Source organism: Collinsella sp. AM28-11LB, from assembly GCF_003469895.1.
Lineage (GTDB): Bacteria > Actinomycetota > Coriobacteriia > Coriobacteriales > Coriobacteriaceae > Collinsella.
Genome location: NZ_QSKJ01000008.1, coordinates 117,034 through 132,427 on the forward strand (window position 1 = coordinate 117,034; position 15,394 = coordinate 132,427).

Annotated in this window: 12 protein-coding genes; 7 read left to right on the forward strand and 5 right to left on the reverse strand. The window is 58.4% G+C overall.

The window, feature by feature from the left end; genetic code table 11:
- Window positions 1-447: 447 nt before the first annotated feature.
- Window positions 448-1,425, reverse strand: a complete 978-nt coding sequence (gene vsr, locus DW732_RS07230) for a DNA mismatch endonuclease Vsr (RefSeq protein ID WP_118099161.1) — start codon at window positions 1,423-1,425, stop codon at window positions 448-450.
- Between the two features lie 249 nt (window positions 1,426-1,674).
- Here vsr and DW732_RS07235 point away from each other — a divergent pair, with 249 nt between their 5' ends.
- A complete protein-coding gene (locus DW732_RS07235) occupies window positions 1,675-2,460 on the forward strand; it encodes an ABC transporter ATP-binding protein (protein ID WP_118099162.1) in 786 nt (261 codons plus the stop codon).
- Window positions 2,450-4,672, forward strand: coding sequence for an ABC transporter permease (locus DW732_RS07240; protein ID WP_118099163.1), 2,223 nt, complete (start codon window positions 2,450-2,452; stop codon window positions 4,670-4,672). Before DW732_RS07235 ends, DW732_RS07240 begins: the two co-directional genes overlap by 11 nt.
- A gap of 141 nt (window positions 4,673-4,813) precedes the next feature.
- Here DW732_RS07240 and DW732_RS07245 read toward each other — a convergent pair whose 3' ends face one another.
- On the reverse strand, window positions 4,814-5,779 hold the full coding sequence (locus tag DW732_RS07245) for a response regulator transcription factor (RefSeq protein ID WP_158567376.1): 966 nt from the start codon (window positions 5,777-5,779) through the stop codon (window positions 4,814-4,816).
- Window positions 5,780-6,108: 329 nt separating this feature from the next.
- Here DW732_RS07245 and ptcA point away from each other — a divergent pair, with 329 nt between their 5' ends.
- The 5 genes from ptcA to DW732_RS07270 all read left to right on the forward strand — a co-directional run bounded on the left by ptcA (window position 6,109) and on the right by DW732_RS07270 (window position 12,279).
- Window positions 6,109-7,182 carry a putrescine carbamoyltransferase gene (ptcA, locus tag DW732_RS07250; RefSeq protein ID WP_055252459.1) on the forward strand — a complete coding sequence of 358 codons (1,074 nt, stop codon included), beginning with the start codon at window positions 6,109-6,111 and terminating at the stop codon, window positions 7,180-7,182.
- A gap of 132 nt (window positions 7,183-7,314) precedes the next feature.
- Complete coding sequence (locus DW732_RS07255; protein WP_118099165.1) at window positions 7,315-8,754, forward strand: APC family permease; 1,440 nt, start codon at window positions 7,315-7,317, stop codon at window positions 8,752-8,754.
- A gap of 370 nt (window positions 8,755-9,124) precedes the next feature.
- Window positions 9,125-10,330: an agmatine deiminase family protein gene (locus DW732_RS07260; protein ID WP_117794095.1), complete on the forward strand. Its 1,206-nt coding sequence runs from the start codon at window positions 9,125-9,127 to the stop codon at window positions 10,328-10,330.
- 367 nt (window positions 10,331-10,697) lie between these two features.
- Entirely contained in the window at window positions 10,698-10,880 is a 183-nt protein-coding gene (locus tag DW732_RS07265; RefSeq protein WP_055252462.1) for a hypothetical protein, read from the forward strand.
- Complete coding sequence (locus DW732_RS07270) at window positions 10,870-12,279, forward strand: APC family permease (RefSeq protein WP_118099166.1); 1,410 nt, start codon at window positions 10,870-10,872, stop codon at window positions 12,277-12,279. The genes DW732_RS07265 and DW732_RS07270 overlap by 11 nt, the downstream gene beginning before the upstream one ends.
- A 36-nt stretch (window positions 12,280-12,315) precedes the next feature.
- Here DW732_RS07270 and DW732_RS07275 read toward each other — a convergent pair whose 3' ends face one another.
- The 3 genes from DW732_RS07275 to DW732_RS07285 form a co-directional block, all read right to left on the reverse strand.
- Complete coding sequence (locus DW732_RS07275) at window positions 12,316-12,507, reverse strand: hypothetical protein (RefSeq protein WP_055252464.1); 192 nt, start codon at window positions 12,505-12,507, stop codon at window positions 12,316-12,318.
- Between the two features lie 781 nt (window positions 12,508-13,288).
- A complete protein-coding gene (locus DW732_RS07280) occupies window positions 13,289-13,939 on the reverse strand; it encodes a GNAT family N-acetyltransferase (RefSeq protein ID WP_158567377.1) in 651 nt (216 codons plus the stop codon).
- Between the two features lie 377 nt (window positions 13,940-14,316).
- Window positions 14,317-15,348, reverse strand: coding sequence for a 3-deoxy-7-phosphoheptulonate synthase (locus DW732_RS07285; RefSeq protein ID WP_118099168.1), 1,032 nt, complete (start codon window positions 15,346-15,348; stop codon window positions 14,317-14,319).
- Window positions 15,349-15,394 lie beyond the last annotated feature (46 nt).

A 15,394-nucleotide genomic window follows, 5' to 3' on the forward strand; every position in this document is an offset into this window, starting at 1 on the left:
GTTGGGGAAGGTTTTGTCTAGGGATGCTTGGAGCTTTTCGAACGACGTCTGCAAGTTGAGGCTTTGGTCGGTTGAGCGTTTGGCTTTTGTGGTGGAGGAGTCGAGGAGGCTGTTTCTCTGTGTCGGGGGGAAGGAGAATAGGTTTGCATGTTTTAGGGATGGCTGCTGTGCTGCGTCATTGGAAGAATGCATGCTTTTGCGGCCTCCTCGATATCCACCAAAAGAATGCGCTCGGGGTTTGCTGCTAGGCCCCGCGCGCTGGCTACATTATGCCGCGAGCGCAGATAAGGAAGCGCTAAAGAAAGGCTTAACCAGGTTTGATATAACAATGAAACCGCAGGTCAGAGGTATCTAGTAACACTCTTGAAAGGTTTTGGGCTTAAGGGCTTTCTAAGGTTTGTGACGTGGATGTGGCTCGCCTGTGTGGGGTGTGTGGACGGCTCGTTCCTAGCGCTGCGGCTCTGCGGCGCGCACCCGCTCGATGACCTTTTCCATCGTGGCGTCGATGCGGTCTTTTTTGAGATCGCATTCCCAGATGGTTATGGACGTCCAGCCCATTTGAGTGAGTGCTGCCACGGCAGCGCGGTCGCGCTCGACGTTGCGGCGAAACTTTGCCTCCCAAAATTCAACGTTACGCTTGGGCTGACTGGGATTACACTTGGGACAACGATGCCAAAAACAACCGTTGACGAAGATGGCGATCTTGCGCCCGGGGAAGGCGATATCCGGCTTGCCGGGCACCTTCCATTCCAGGCGATAACCCGTGAGGCCTGCTGCCCGCAGGCGCTGACGTACGAGCAGCTCGGGCTTGGTGTTGGCGCGCTTGTTGCCTTTCATGGACTTTTTTATAGCGGCACGACGGCGCACGAGCTCACGCTCGTCGGCAGAAAGGTCCGAGGTGTCGATGCCGTCCAGCAGGCCGGGCTTGGGACGCTTTTTGCTGCGGCGCTTAGGCTTGGTGGCAGGCTCGTCGGCCGCGGTGGCATCGCCGTCGTTAGCGGTGCCGTTAGCCTTAAGCCGATCTTCCTTCAGCTCAATCAGGGCATCAATGAGCCCCTTGTCGGCGGGCATCCATTCCACCGTGGCAAGCGAGGTGCGCGGAATCCAGCGGATATCGAGCTGGCGGTCGTGCTTCTGAGGCTCATCGGATTCATCGGCGAGCGAGCAGTAGTAGCACTCCATTGAGAGGTGGAAATCTGGGTAGTCATACTCAACGGTGTAGAAGTCACGCAGGTTGGTGACTTTGACCTGCAGCTCTTCCATGAGCTCGCGGCGCACGGCGTCTTCAGGTGTCTCGCCGCGCATGAGCTTACCACCCGGGAACTCCCAAAGTCCCTGCATGTCGCCGTAGCCGCGCTGCACAGCAAGTAGCTCGTCAGATCCATCCTTGCGAATGATCCCAGCGGCAACATGAACAGTCTTCAACAGGAGTCCTCTCTCAACATCATTACATGACGGGGTAGTCTTTTTGGGACGGGGCTTTTTTAGCTGCCCTATGTCAAATGCGCCCTCATGCCTCAAAAGCTTCGGATGGGGCAGCTAAAAAAGCCCCGTCCCAAAAAGACTACCCTTACCTTACGCAACGGTAAGGCAAGCGTAAGCCATATCGATGGTAGCCGACTCGGCTTCTTGCGACTATAGATGCCGTAGACTAATCGCAAGAAAGGACTCGGTATGCAAACCACGCAAACGGCAACCCCGGTACTGGAGGTCGCGCATCTCGAAAAGGTATATGGAGCGCTGGGCAACGTGACCCGCGCGCTCAACGACGTCAGCTTTACCGTCAACCGTGGCGAATTCGTCGGCATCATGGGCGCCTCGGGCTCGGGCAAGTCGACGCTGCTCAACTGCGTGTCGACCATCGATAGCGCCACGAGTGGCACCATCCGCATCAACGGCCAGGACGTGACGCGCATGAAGCAGGCCAAGCTTTCGCAGTTCCGCCGCGAGGAGCTTGGCTTTATCTTCCAGGACTCCAACCTGCTCGATACGCTCACGGCGCGCGAGAACATCGCCTTGCCGCTCACCATCGCCCGTATGAACTCGGCGGAGATCTCGATCCGCGTGCAGGATGTGGCTGCGCGCCTGTCCATCAGCCAAGTGCTCGACAAGTACCCCTACCAGATGTCCGGCGGCCAGCAGCAGCGCGTTGCCGCCTGCCGCGCGCTCGTCACCGACCCCACGATGATCATGGCCGACGAGCCCACCGGCGCCCTCGACTCCAAGAGCGCCCGCCTGCTGCTCGAGAGCCTGGAGGCGCTCAACCGCCGCCTGCGCGCCACGGTGCTCATGGTTACGCACGATAGCTTTGCCGCCAGCTACACGAGCCGTGTGCTGTTTATCCGCGACGGCAAGATCTTCACCGAGCTGCGCCGCGGCGACACCGACCGCCGCGAGTTCTTCGACCGCATTATGGAGGTCGTTGCCATGATGGGCGGTGAGGGCTCCGATGCTCTGTAAACTCGCTTGGGGCAACGTCCGCCGCGCCGGCCGCGACTACCTCGTCTACCTTTTGACGCTCACCCTGGGCGTCACGGTCTTCTATGCCTTTAACACCATCTCGATGCAGGTCGACATCGCCGGAATTGATGAAGAGGGCTTGGCGCAGGTTATGGGCAGTATGCTCGGCGACCTGACGTACTTTTTGGCCGGTGTCATGGCCTTTTTGATGGTGTACGCCAATAACTTCATCATGAAACGCCGCAAAAAGGAGTTTGGCCTGTACCAGGTGCTCGGCATGGGGCGCGGGCGCGTCGCCACGATCATGGCGCTCGAGACGGTGATTGTCTCGGTGGTGGCCTTTGTCGCCGGCATTGTGCTGGGTGTGGGACTCTCCCAGCTCATGACGTTCTTTACGGCCTCGCTCTTTAAGACGCAGATCGCCAATTTCCACTTCTTTTTCTCGATGCATGCGTTCAATCTGACCCTTGCCTGCATGCTCGTAATGTTTGTGCTCACGCTACTGCTGAACCTCCGCGCCGTGCGTCGTACCAAACTCATCGAGCTTATGGGTGCCGAGCGTCGCAACGAGACCATCAAGACACGTAACCCCTGGCTCGCGATTGCCATCTTTGCCGTGGGCGTGGTGCTGGTGGGCGTGGCCTATTACCGTCTGCTACGTGATGGGTTCCCGCTAACCGCGACGGACAGCAAGCTGCAAGAGGCCATGAACCAGTTTGGTATTACGACCGCTATGGTTACCGTGGGCACCTTTGCCCTGTTCTGGGGACTCTCGGGCATGCTCATCAAGCTGCTGCAGAGCCTGCGCGGCGTGTATTGGCGCGGTCTCAACATGTTTACCGTGCGCCAGCTTGCGGCCAAGGTCAACACGGTGTGCTTTTCGATGGGCGTCATCGCGATGATTCTGTTCCCTGCCATTACTTCTGTGACTTGCGGTATGTCGATTGCCAGCGTGATGAACGAGAACCTGGAGCGCTATAATCCGGCCGACATGTCGCAGACGTATGTCTATTACACGCCCGATACGCTCGACTACTACAAAGAGTACGTCAATCCGTCTGAGGCCGATCGCATGGTGCTGGCCGATAGTACGGTCGATTTGTACTCCGCATGGCACGGCGATCCATGGCACGGCGATCGTAAGGACAAGTCGGCGGACAACAACGACGAGACCGGCAAGAAGGTCAATATCGCCGATGTTGCCGGTGAGCATGTGCAGATCGATTCGTATCTGAGTTACCCGCTTGGCGGCTCGAATCCTTCGGTGATCCCAAGTGAGATGTGCAAGACCATGGGCGAAAAGCTCCCCAAGGCGTTCGAGGGCAGCAACGCCGACATGACAGGCCTGTCTGTGACGCCGGCAAGTCAGTACAACAAATTGCGCCAGATGATGGGCGAGGAGCCGGTGAACATTGGCCGCGACCAGTACTTGCTTACGTGTGATATGGGCGGTGAGCTGGTCGACCTGTACACCAAGTATATGGCTGGCGGCCATGCCCTTACCTTGGGCGGGCATACGCTCAAGCCCGCAACCGATAAGTCGGACGAGGACACGGCGGCCATCGCCAACTCGGCGATGGGCAGTAACGTGGGTACCGTCGTCGTTGCCGACGAGCTGTTGTCCCAACTCAATCTGCAGCCGTATTCCAGTAGCCTGCTCGTTAACTACAAACAGGGGATGGATACGACCGAGGCAGACGAGAGTATTAAATACACTGTGCTGGACAATCTGCTCGTTGACGGCAAGGAGCCGGGATCGTGGGGAATCTTCATCACACGCTCCGAGATGTACGCGCAAGCAGCGCAAATGAACGGTCTTATTAGCTACCTAGCCATCTACATCGGCTTTGTATTGGTCGTTGCATGCGCGGCGATTCTGTCGATCCAGCAGCTCTCCAATGTGGCCGACGGCAGTCGCAGCTATCGTGTGCTGGCACAGATCGGCTGTGACGACCGCCAGATTCGCCATTCGGTGATGGCACAGCAAGCGGTATTCTTCCTGTTCCCGCTGGCAGTGGGCCTGGCGCACTCCTTTGTGGCGCTCAAGGTGATCATCGAGCTGGTGAGCACGTTTGGCAACATGAGCATCGGCGGCACGGTGGGCCTTACCTGTGCGATATTCCTGGCAGCCTATGGTGGTTACTTCCTGGTGACCTACCTCATGAGCGCCGGCATGGTACAGGCTGCCATCGCCACCCGCTACAGCGAGTAGCTCGTCCAACCCAGAACCACCACAAAGGGGACAGGCACCTTCGTGGTGGTTCTGGCGTCAGGGTGATTCTTTCGTGGCGAAACAATCAAAAACCACCACGAAGGTGCCTGTCCCCTTTGTGGTGGTTTTTTCTGCATAACTTTATCGCTTCCAGAAGTGGAGGATCAACGTCGTGCGGTTTTGCTGCTCGGTTTTGACCAGGATGTTGTGGATGTGGGTCTTGACGGTGCCTACGGCAAGGAATAGCTCGTCGGCGATCTCTTGGTTCGATTTGCCCAGCACAACCAGACGCAAAACCTCGGCCTCGCGGTTGGAGAGCCTGTAGGCGTTGCGGTAGAAGGGCATCTGCTCTTCGATGTGTCGATCAAGATCGCTGACGTTCTTTTCCTCGGGTGCCTCCTGCATGCGAATCGAAAGCACGTGATAGGCATAGATAATCAGCAGGATCGCAAAGTAGCACGCAAAGATATTCTCGCTAAAGTTGCGCTCGGATAGGTACAGCTGCAGCCAGGAGGGTGCCAGGCTCATGGGGACGACCAAGATGTTGTAGAAGTCCTCGGCAACGATGCACCCGACCAGAATGGCGCCGATAATGAGGTGCTTTCGTTGATTGTTGACGCGCGCCTTAAGCTCGACCTGCGTGCTTTTATGCGCCGTCCAAAAGATATAGAGCCCCACAAATACAAGGAATACCTGACGCATCGTGTAGTAGAGCCATTGATGCATGGGGCCGTAGGGGACAGCGACAATGATCAGCAGCTCGCTCAGGAAGAACGTTGCGACGGGAATAACAAACTGCTTTTTTGAATGTTTGTCGAGCAAGTCCATGGCAATGAGCCAGATAAAAGCTTGTGAAGCGGTCGCCACAAGGGTCCGCAACGCAGGCATGGTAATTGAGTAATAGTCGCTGGCCGGAAAACTCTGGTTTTGCAGCGTGTATTCAAAAAAGAAAATCTCGGTCATCTCGATGGCATAGCAAATAAAAACGCCGCTGCCATAGATAAAGAACCGTCGACGAGACGAGGCATAGGCGGCAAGCGAAAGCACTGCCGTCACAATACAGATCACGAGTATCGCTAGGGTATAGAAGAACATCAGAGTGTTCATCTGCCACCGTCCCATCTCATTTATCTATGGTCGAGTCCTGTATATCTTGTGGGATATAGACGTCTCAACCCTTCGTTCCATTGCGGATTAGGCGCCGAGTTACAGCATAGCCGTATACCGTTCGCGGTTCTAGATACTAAACCCCCTGCAAGCTCGCTACCTGCGGGTTTATATTGGATTAGAGGGGGTGTAACTCCGTGAACGGTCTTTAATCCCGAATAAACTAGGTAAAAATTGCATACGGGTGAATGATGGTCTTGTCAACACGAGGCGTGATGTTCGAGCGTCTCATAGTAATAGTCGGCAAGACCGGCGGAAAGGAAATTGACATGGCACTGCCTAAGGATTTCATCGACACCAATGACTTCACCAAAGAGCAGATCCTGGCTATCGAGGATCTTGGCCTGGCAATGAAGAAGGCCATCAAGGTTGACGGTTATTATCCGCACCTGCTCCGCAACAAGAGCCTTGGCATGATCTTCCAGCAGGTCTCCACCCGCACCCGTCTTTCCTTCGAGACCGCTATGACCGACCTCGGCGGCCATGCTCAGTTCTATGGCCCTGGCACCATCCAGCTCGGCGGTCACGAGTCCCTGGGCGACACCGCTCGCGTTATGGGCTCGCTGCTCGACATCATGATGGCTCGCGTTGACCGTCACAAGGACGTCGTCGGCCTCGCCGAGGGCTCCGCTGTGCCCGTCATCAATGGCATGTCCGAGTTCAACCATCCCACGCAGGAGATGGGCGACCTCATGACCATGCTCGAGAACCTCCCCGAGGGTAAGAAGATCGAGGACTGCACCCTGGCCTTCATCGGTGACGCCACCCAGGTCTGCGTCTCCCTCATGTTCATCGCCTCCAAGGTCGGCATGAAGTTTGTCCAGTTTGGACCTAAGGGCCACCAGGTCCCCGACGGCGGCCTGCACGTTGGCACCGTTGAGGAGCGCGCCGAGTTCGGCAAGCAGATGATGGCCATCGCCGAGGAGAACTGCAAGGTCTCCGGTGGCTCCATCGTCATCTCCGACGACATCGAGTGCATCAAGGGCGCCGACTTCATCTACACCGACGTGTGGTATGGCCTGTACGACGAGGAGGTCTCGGGCGAGAATTACATGGACGTGTTCTATCCCAAGTATCAGGTCACCATGGACATGATGAACTTTGCCGGCCCCAACTCCAAGTTCATGCACTGCCTGCCGGCCACCCGCAACGAGGAGGTCGTCGACGAGGTCATGGACGACCCTGAGCGCTCCCTGTGCTGGGTTGAGGCCGAGAACCGCAAGCACTCCATCCGCGCTCTCCTTGCCGCCCTGGGCAAGCGCACCCCGCTCAACGACGAGGGTGTCGAGTACTCCGCCAAGGCTGAGCTCCACGCCGCTCTCAAGGCTCTCGAGCAGCTCTAAGCCTCAAGGCCGCTAAAAGTACGTTTGCGGGCGGCGGATACTCGTCTCCTGTCGCCCGCTCACCGAGGCTTAAGCAATTGCCTTAGTACCTTGGGCCTCGGATCTGTCCAAGACTGAGCGAAGGAGCTCATCATGAGCGACGGAAAGAAAAAGCTTTCCTTCTTGACGGTCATTTCGACCATCATCTGCGTCGTCTTCGTTTGCGAGGCCGCCGCTCCTGCTGCTGCCATTGGCAACCAGCAGTTCTTCTGGTGGATCTTCCTGATCCTGACCTTCCTGCTCCCTTATGGCATGGTTGTTGCCGAGCTCGGTACCACCTATGACGGCGAGGGCGGCATTTACGACTGGGTACGCGATGGCCTGGGCGACAAATGGGGCGCCCGCATTTCGTACTACTACTGGGTTAACTACCCGCTGTGGATTGCCTCGCTGGCCACTATGTTCCCCGACATTTTGGGCATGGTCTTTGGCGTCGAGTTCAATTTGATCGCCAAGATGGGTATCGATCTTGCCTTTGTGTGGGTCGTCTACCTCATGGGCCGCTCCAAGGCGTCCGACTCCGAGTGGGTCCTCAACGGTGGCGCCATCATCAAGGTCGCCGTCGCGGTTATCGTCGGAGCCCTGGGCATCTGGTATGCCATGGAGAACGGGTTTGCGAACGACATGTCCGCCGCCACCTTCCTGCCCGAGCTCACCAACACCAACGCTCTCGGCTACCTGTCGATCATCATCTTCAACTTCATGGGCTTCGAGGTCATCTGCACCATGACCGACGACATGGCCGATCCCGCTCGCGATATCCCCAAGGCTATCATCGTCGGTGGCCTGTCCATCGCTGTGATCTACCTGTTCGCCGGCTTCGGCATCGGCGCTGCTGTGCCGGCCGATTCCATCGACCCCGACTACGGCATGATTGTCGCAGTCCAGACCATGGTGGGCGACTCCATGATCTTTAAGGTCATCTGCATCGCCTTCCTGATCACCCTGTTCGCCAACATGGCCGCTTGGTCCTTCGGCGTTAACTCCGTTGCTCGCTACGCTGCCGAGCACGGCAACATGCCCAGGGTCTTCGCCTCGATGGTCTCTGAGGACGATATGCCCAACGGCGCCAACCTGGTCAACGCCGTCGTTGCCTCCCTGGTGCTGTGCCTGCAGCTGGTTCCCATCGACGCCATCTCCAACGGTGTCTTCTGGATGCTCTTTGGCACCTCCGTCGTCTTCCTGCTGCTCACCTACATCCCGATGTTCCCGGCGTTCCTCAACCTTCGCAAGAACGACCCCAACCGCGAGCGCATCTTCACGTTCCCGTTCAAGGGCGCCATGATGAAGGTCATGCTGGCCATCCCCTGCATCGAGCTGGTTCTTGCCATCGTTGCAACGCTGGTGCCGTTCTCCGCTGCTGAAATTGGCGACAAGGTCCCGATGATCGTCATCTTCATCGCGCTCGTGCTCATCGGCGAGGTCGTCCGCGTCGTCAGCGCCAAGGGCCGCGAGACCGAGTACAAGGGTCTCACCCCCGAGCTGGCTGCCCAGCGTCTCGCTGAGGAGGCCGCCGAGGCCGAGGAGAACTAGAGCACCCGGTTCTGGGACTCCGACCCTCCTCGCGTACCAACGTGCGCTTCGTCGGGCTTGTCGCTCCCGACTCTGGGCACTCCGGCCTCTTTGGAGGCGTGCCCAAAGCGGCAAATTTGCTCACTATTTCCTGGGGCGGGTGCGAGCGATAGCTCCGGTAACCACCGCCCGCCCCAACCTCTCTCTTTCGTATCCTTCGTGCGTATGTCTCCGCGCACTTGGCTACGTCGTCGCTCGCCGGTGCGACTCCGTGAAAACCGGTACCGGGCGCCCCGACCTTTGCCGGGGGACGGGCGCCCACTATCTCTTGGTTTTAGGCCGCGGGTAACCCGCCCGCGGCAAGCGATCGCTACGGTTTGGAGGAAATCTTATGCGTACGATCACCGAGTCCGAGTCCACCCCCAGGGCCGACGGCTTCTTCATGCCCGCCGAGTTCGCCCCGCAGGATCGCGTGTGGATGGGCTGGCCCCACCGCACCGACACCTGGGCCCACGGCGCCAAGCCGGCCCAGAAGCAGTATGCCGCCATCGCCCGCGCCATCGCCGAGTTCACCCCGGTCACCATGTGCGCCAACCAGGCCGACTACGCCAACTGCAAGGCCGTCTTCGAGAACGACGAGAACGTCACCGTCATCGAGATGACCACCGACGACGCCTGGTTCCGCGACACCGCCGCCACCTACGTCATCAACGGCAAGGGCGAGAAGCGCGCCAACCACTGGCACTTCAACGCCTACGGCGGTCTCGTCGACGGCCTTTATTTCCCGTGGGACAAGGACGAGCAGATCGCCCTTAAGATGGCTGAGCTCTCCGGCTGCCGTCGCTATCGTCCCGATGACATGATCCTCGAGGGCGGGTCCATCACCGTCGACGGCGAGGGCACCCTCGTCGTGACCGACCAGTGCCTGCTTTCCCCGGGCCGCACCTGCTCTGCGGTTCTGGAGGAGGAAGAGGACCCCGAGTCCATCTGGCCCAAGTACCACAAGAAGTTCGAGCCCTGGAGCGAGGAGCTTCGCGCCTACATGGACGAGCACCTCAAGGATTACCTGGGTGTCGAGAAGGTCATCTGGGTCAAGGAGGGCATCGACCCCGAGGAGACCAACGGCCACATCGATGACGTCGCCACGTTCATCGCCCCGGGCGTCATGGCCTGCATCTGGACCGACGATCCCGAGTATCCGTTCTACGAGCAGTGCCACGCTGCCTACGAGACCCTCTCCAACGCCGTTGACGCCAAGGGCCGCAAGATGAAGGTCTACAAGCTCTGCATGCCCGTGAACCCGCTGTTCATGGACCAGGCTTCCTGCGACACCATCGACGCCGACGAGAACGCCGAGCCGCGCGTTCCCGACGAGCCGCTGATCGCCTCCTACATGAACTACCTGGTCACCAACCACGGCGTTATCGTCCCGCAGTACGGCGACGAGAACGACCAGTTGGCCGTTGACACGCTCCAGAAGATCTATGACGAGGTCTGGGGCGAGGGCGTCTACAAGTGCGTCGGCGTTCAGTCCGAGCAGGTCGTCTTCGGCGGCGGCAATATCCACTGCATTACGCAGCAGGAGCCCTCGGCGTAACTGTTTGTCTTCCCGAGGCACGGCACCTTGCCCTCCAATCGTCGGGCATGACCCTTAAGGTCAATGCCCTCCTCTTTCAGGGCAATCTGCCGCACCTCGGAAATCCAGCCGATCAATCGGACAGGTGGCGTGTCATCCCATCTCGGGGCATTGATGGGCTGCTGCTTTATGTATTGGTCGGTTGGGTTTTCTTTGGGCACTCCGTTGCCTCCACATCGGAGTGCCTTTTTTCTTTGATTGAATACGCGTCTGGCCTGGGATTTTTTGCGGGTTAGGCCAATTGTTCGCTTGGATATCCCAGGTCAGACGCGTCTTCAATTGCCGAAAGTTCCCGGTCGCGAACGCGGCCGTTTTGATCGGAGTATCTATGTACCAGCGTATCGTCATCTACACGCGTCTGTTCCGCGAGCGTTGGTCCAACAACTGCATCCTCTCCTCTCTTTGGGATGGCACCTGTACCGGTGACGCGGCCTGCAACCCTACCTTGGGCTGCGCCTTCGGTACAGATGCCATCCTTTTTGCTGTAGGGGGCGCGCGCCATGGCAGGTAAAAAGTTCTCCCTGTTCGAGGTCATCCTCTCGGTTATCTGCGTCGTGTTTACCATCGAGGCAGCGGCTCCGGCATCTGCCATGGGCAACGTGCAGTTCTTCTGGTGGATCTTCCTTATCATTACGTTTTTGCTTCCCTATGGTCTGGTGGTGGCCGAGCTGGGTACGGCGTTTGATTCCGAGGGCGGCCTGTACGATTGGGTTCGCTTGGGCCTGGGCGACCGTTGGGGCGCCCGTTGCTCTTGGTGCTACTGGGTTAACTTTCCGCTGTGGGTGGCAAGTATCGCCTGCATGTTCCCCAGTGTCATTAATGCGGTGTGGGGTATCGAGTTTTCACTCGGGATCCGAATTGCCATCGAGATTGCCTTTGTGTGGGGCGTCACGGTCATGGCAATGCAGCCGGTGGCCGAGGCCGATTGGGTCATGGACGGCGGCGCCGTCATCAAGGTGCTCATTACCGCTGTGGTGGGAATCGTCGGCATTTGGTTTGCCTGCAATAACGGCTTTGCCAACGACATGTCGGTTAAGACCTTCATTCCAGATCTGGGCGACACCAATTCGTTGACGTATCTATCGATTATCCTGTTCAACTTTATGGGCTTCGAAGTGGTCGCGACCTTTGCCAGCACGATGAAGAACCCGTCGCGCGATATCCCCAAGGCGGTTATTGCCGGTGGCGTGGCCATTGCGGCAATTTACATCATTTGCGGCATTGGCATTGGAGCCGCGGTTCCCACCGAGCAGCTTTCACTCGATTCGGGCATTGTGGACGCAGTCGCCGCTATGGTGGGGCGCACCCACCCGCTGACGATGGTCGTGGGCGTGGCCTTTTTGGTGACGCTGTTCGCCAATATGATCTGCTGGAGCTTTGGCGTCAACAACGTAGCGAGCTATGCCGCGCGCCATGGCAACATGCCGCGTCCCTTTGCGTTGGTGTCCAAAAAGACCGGCATGCCCAACGGCTCGACGCTCATTAACGGCTGTTTTGCCAGCCTGGTGCTGCTGCTCCAGATTCCGCTGGGTGAGGGTTCCGACGTCTTTTGGGTCTTCTTCTCGATGAACGTCGTCTTTCTGCTCATGAGCTATATCCCGATGTTCCCAGCGTTTTGGCGCCTGCGCAAGCACGATAATCGCTCGCGTGTGTTCCGTGCGCCTTTCGAGGGCAAGGTGCTTGCGGTGGCGCTTGCGATTCCCGTGGTGGAGCTCGTGCTTTCGATTGTTGCTACGATTGTGCCGCTCAACAGCTCACCTGCCGAGATGGCAAAGTTGCCGATCCTCGTGGGCGTGGTGATTGGTGTGTTGCTGGGCGAGGTTTCGCGCCTCATATCGCGCCGCGGCCGAAGCGTCGACAATCCCGGCGTTGGTGCACGGGGGTCAGGTTACTTTGCACCAAAACAGTAAGCGCCGCGAGTTGCGCAGCGCTTGGTGCATCTTGGATTACTGTTCGCGGTGCTCGGGATCGGAAACGAGCTTAGGCGCAAAGTAGGGGACGTGGCCCAGGTAGGGGCAGCTGTCCGAACGCTCCTCGACGACACAGGGGACGTCATTGTAGGTAAGTGAGTCGCTCAGGTGGACGATGGCCTTGGCGGCAGGGGCAACGAGTATTTTGAGCAGTGCGATAGGCGCCATGGCATCTCCTTTCCTGCATGCGACCCGTGTTTTAGCGCGAATGTGTACGCCGCAAGTCTAACATCCCGCCGCGGAGAGCTCCAAACCACCACAAAGGGGACAGGCACCTTTGTGGTGGATTTGGGGTTTGACCAGATAATACCTGTTATCGCTCCCAGGCAGTCGTTGGGGACGTTCTAAAACGGTTATAGGTTACCATCCAATAACGCCTCTGAACTGGGCTACTATTAGATTATGGAAAACACTACTGCAAGATTATGGCAAATGATACTGTCAGATTATGGCAAATGATACTGTCAGATTATGGCGTGTGCTGCTGTAGTCGTCGGGGGCCTGCCTTATGAGCGCCGGCATGGTGCGAACTGCCATCGCTGCCCGCTACAGCGAGTAGCAAGCAAGCAAAACCGCCTCAAAACCAGCGCGAACAACCGCCGCGAAGAGGATCGGACCCCTTTCGCGGCGTTTTTTTGCCTATCTGGAGCGCCTCAAAACCAAGTGAGTAGGCTTTTTTGGATCTGCCGAGCACATCACGACAAGTGCTCAATAAAACCGCAGGTCAGCGCTGTGGCGATTTGGGGTGTGCTCGGCCTCCTGCAAAAAGTCTACTCACTTGGTTTTGGCTGTTAGAAGACCGCCGCGAGGGAAGGCAACTTCCTCGCGGCGGTTGGCGTTTGCCCAGATAAAACCTGCCAAAATAAACCTGTCCCTTTTTGGCATGTCCCTTTTGGCGTGGCTGATTGGTTTGGGCTGTTTTGGAGAAAGCCATGAGGCGGCACTCAGGCTAATCCTGCGTGTCGCCTCCGTACATGTAGACGATAAAGCCATCGCCGGTGTCTTGGCTGTGATCCTCCAGGATGCGCTTCATGTTGAGGTGCTCGTAGAACTGCCAGTCAGAGTTGCAGTCGCTCATCAGGAAGAATTTGGTGCAGCCTGTCTTGCCGAGCTCGGCGCGCGCAAGGTCGATGAGCGCGCGGCCGAGTCCCTTGCCCTGCCACTCGGGCACAATGATGATCAGGTTGAGCTGGCCCTGGGCATACTCGTTGCCCGTGGCGGCAAAGCGGTCGGCCGTGGCCTTTTCGCGACTGTCGCCAAAGAGCGAGCCCTCGAGTTTGGCATCGGCGGTCTTTGCCATCTCGGTTGCCTGGGCGAGCATCTCGTCGTAGGAGGGCTCCCATGCGGGATTGGTGCGCGGCTTGCCGTCCTCGAAGATGCCGATGCAGCAGGCGGCGATAATGCGGCCCTCGGCCTCGGCGACAAGCGCGATGGGGGAGCGCTGCAGCTGCATAGCGATGTTGAAGCGCGCGCAGAAATCGGCAGCTTCGACGTCGCCGCGGTTGCGTAGCGTGTTGCACCACAGCTGGTTGTAGATGGCGGCGATGCCGGCAAGGTCGTCGAGGGTCGCGGCGCGCAGGGTTACGTTGTCAAGGCTCATGGGGCTCCTTCCAGGTAGGGTCAGGCCACCTTTGAGTGTGACATGGGCGCACCGCCGCTGCAGCAACCATTCGGCAGACGAGCCCCGATCCTTCGGGGGCGGAGGAAAAGGGATCACGAGGATAGTCATTGGGGACGTTCTTAAACGACTAGTCAAACAAGAGCGTCCCCAACGACTACCCCAAGGAATGTCCCAGACTGCCGGCAGGAAAGGAACGTCCCCAACTGCCGCATCCGGAGCAAGGCAACGCCGCAGGTAGAGGACGGACAGCGAGCGGGTCGCATTTGAGACAAGGTGACGTGAAACGAAAGGGCGCTGACCTTCTGGTCGCGCCCTTGAAGTTGAACGTCAGATTGTCTCAAATGCGGCCCGCGTAACTAAACACGCTCCGCGATCTCGTGGATGAGGTAGTCGGTCTTTTCCCAGCCCAGGCACGGGTCGGTAATCGACTTGCCAAAGACGCCGCCGTCAACCGGCTGGTTGCCGTCCTCAAGGTAGGACTCGATCATAAAGCCCTTGACCAGCTTGGAGATGGACTCGTTGCGGCGGCAGCTGTCGAGCACCTCCTTGCAGATGCGGTACTGCTCCAGCGGGCGCTTACCTGAGTTGTCGTGGTTGCAGTCGATGACCGCCGCCGGGTTGGCATAGCCGGCATGCTCGGTGTAGCGCTCAGCCAAGCGCTCGAGGTGCTCGTAGTGGTAGTTGGGGTAGGTGCGACCGTCGAGACCGATGTAGCCACGCATGACGGCGTGTGCGAGCGGGTTGCCATCGCACTCGACTTCCCAGTTACGGAAGATGAAGCTCTGGTGCGCCTGCGCGGCGTAAATGGAGTTGAGCATTACGGTGGTAGAGCCGGCGGTGGGGTTCTTCATGCCCACAGGCACCGAAATGCCGCTCGATACCAGGCGATGCTCCTGGTTCTCAACCGAGCGCGCACCCACGGCGACATAGCTCAGCAGGTCGATGAGGTACTGGTAGTTCGACGGGTAGAGCATCTCATCGGCGGTAAAGAAGCCGGTCTCCTCGATGACACGCAGGTGCATGTGGCGGATGGCCTTAACGCCTTCGAGCAGGTCATCGGGCGCCTCGGGGTCGGGGTTGTGCAGCAGGCCCTTGTAGCCGGTGCCCTTGGTGCGCGGCTTGTTGGTGTAAACACGCGGGATGATGATGAGCTTGTCCTTGACGTCCTCGGCGGTTTTGGCCAGGCGGTTCATGTACTCGAGCACCGAGTCCTCGCGATCGGCAGAGCACGGGCCAATGATGAGCACCTTGCGTGCGTCCTCGCCGGCAAAGACCTTGGCGACCTCGGCATCGAATGCCTGCTTCTTGGCAGTAAGCTCGGCGGAAAGCGGCATTTCCTCGCGGATCTCCATGGGGATCGGCAGCCTGCGTTTGAATTCCATGGCCATACGGGGCCTCCTTTATCAATTAACGGCAACAATTGGCGAATTCTCG

Bases quoted from the DNA above. Each gene is read 5' to 3' on its own strand.
- DW732_RS07235 (WP_118099162.1), top strand. From the start codon at position 1,675: ATGCAAACCACGCAAACGGCAACCCCGGTACTGGAGGTCGCGCATCTC.
- DW732_RS07240 (WP_118099163.1), top strand. From the start codon at position 2,450: ATGCTCTGTAAACTCGCTTGGGGCAACGTCCGCCGCGCCGGCCGCGAC.
- DW732_RS07245 (WP_158567376.1), bottom strand. From the start codon at position 5,779: ATGAACACTCTGATGTTCTTCTATACCCTAGCGATACTCGTGATCTGT.
- ptcA (WP_055252459.1), top strand. From the start codon at position 6,109: ATGGCACTGCCTAAGGATTTCATCGACACCAATGACTTCACCAAAGAG.
- DW732_RS07255 (WP_118099165.1), top strand. From the start codon at position 7,315: ATGAGCGACGGAAAGAAAAAGCTTTCCTTCTTGACGGTCATTTCGACC.
- DW732_RS07260 (WP_117794095.1), top strand. From the start codon at position 9,125: ATGCGTACGATCACCGAGTCCGAGTCCACCCCCAGGGCCGACGGCTTC.
- DW732_RS07265 (WP_055252462.1), top strand. From the start codon at position 10,698: ATGTACCAGCGTATCGTCATCTACACGCGTCTGTTCCGCGAGCGTTGG.
- DW732_RS07270 (WP_118099166.1), top strand. From the start codon at position 10,870: ATGGCAGGTAAAAAGTTCTCCCTGTTCGAGGTCATCCTCTCGGTTATC.
- DW732_RS07275 (WP_055252464.1), bottom strand. From the start codon at position 12,507: ATGGCGCCTATCGCACTGCTCAAAATACTCGTTGCCCCTGCCGCCAAG.
- DW732_RS07280 (WP_158567377.1), bottom strand. From the start codon at position 13,939: ATGAGCCTTGACAACGTAACCCTGCGCGCCGCGACCCTCGACGACCTT.
- DW732_RS07285 (WP_118099168.1), bottom strand. From the start codon at position 15,348: ATGGCCATGGAATTCAAACGCAGGCTGCCGATCCCCATGGAGATCCGC.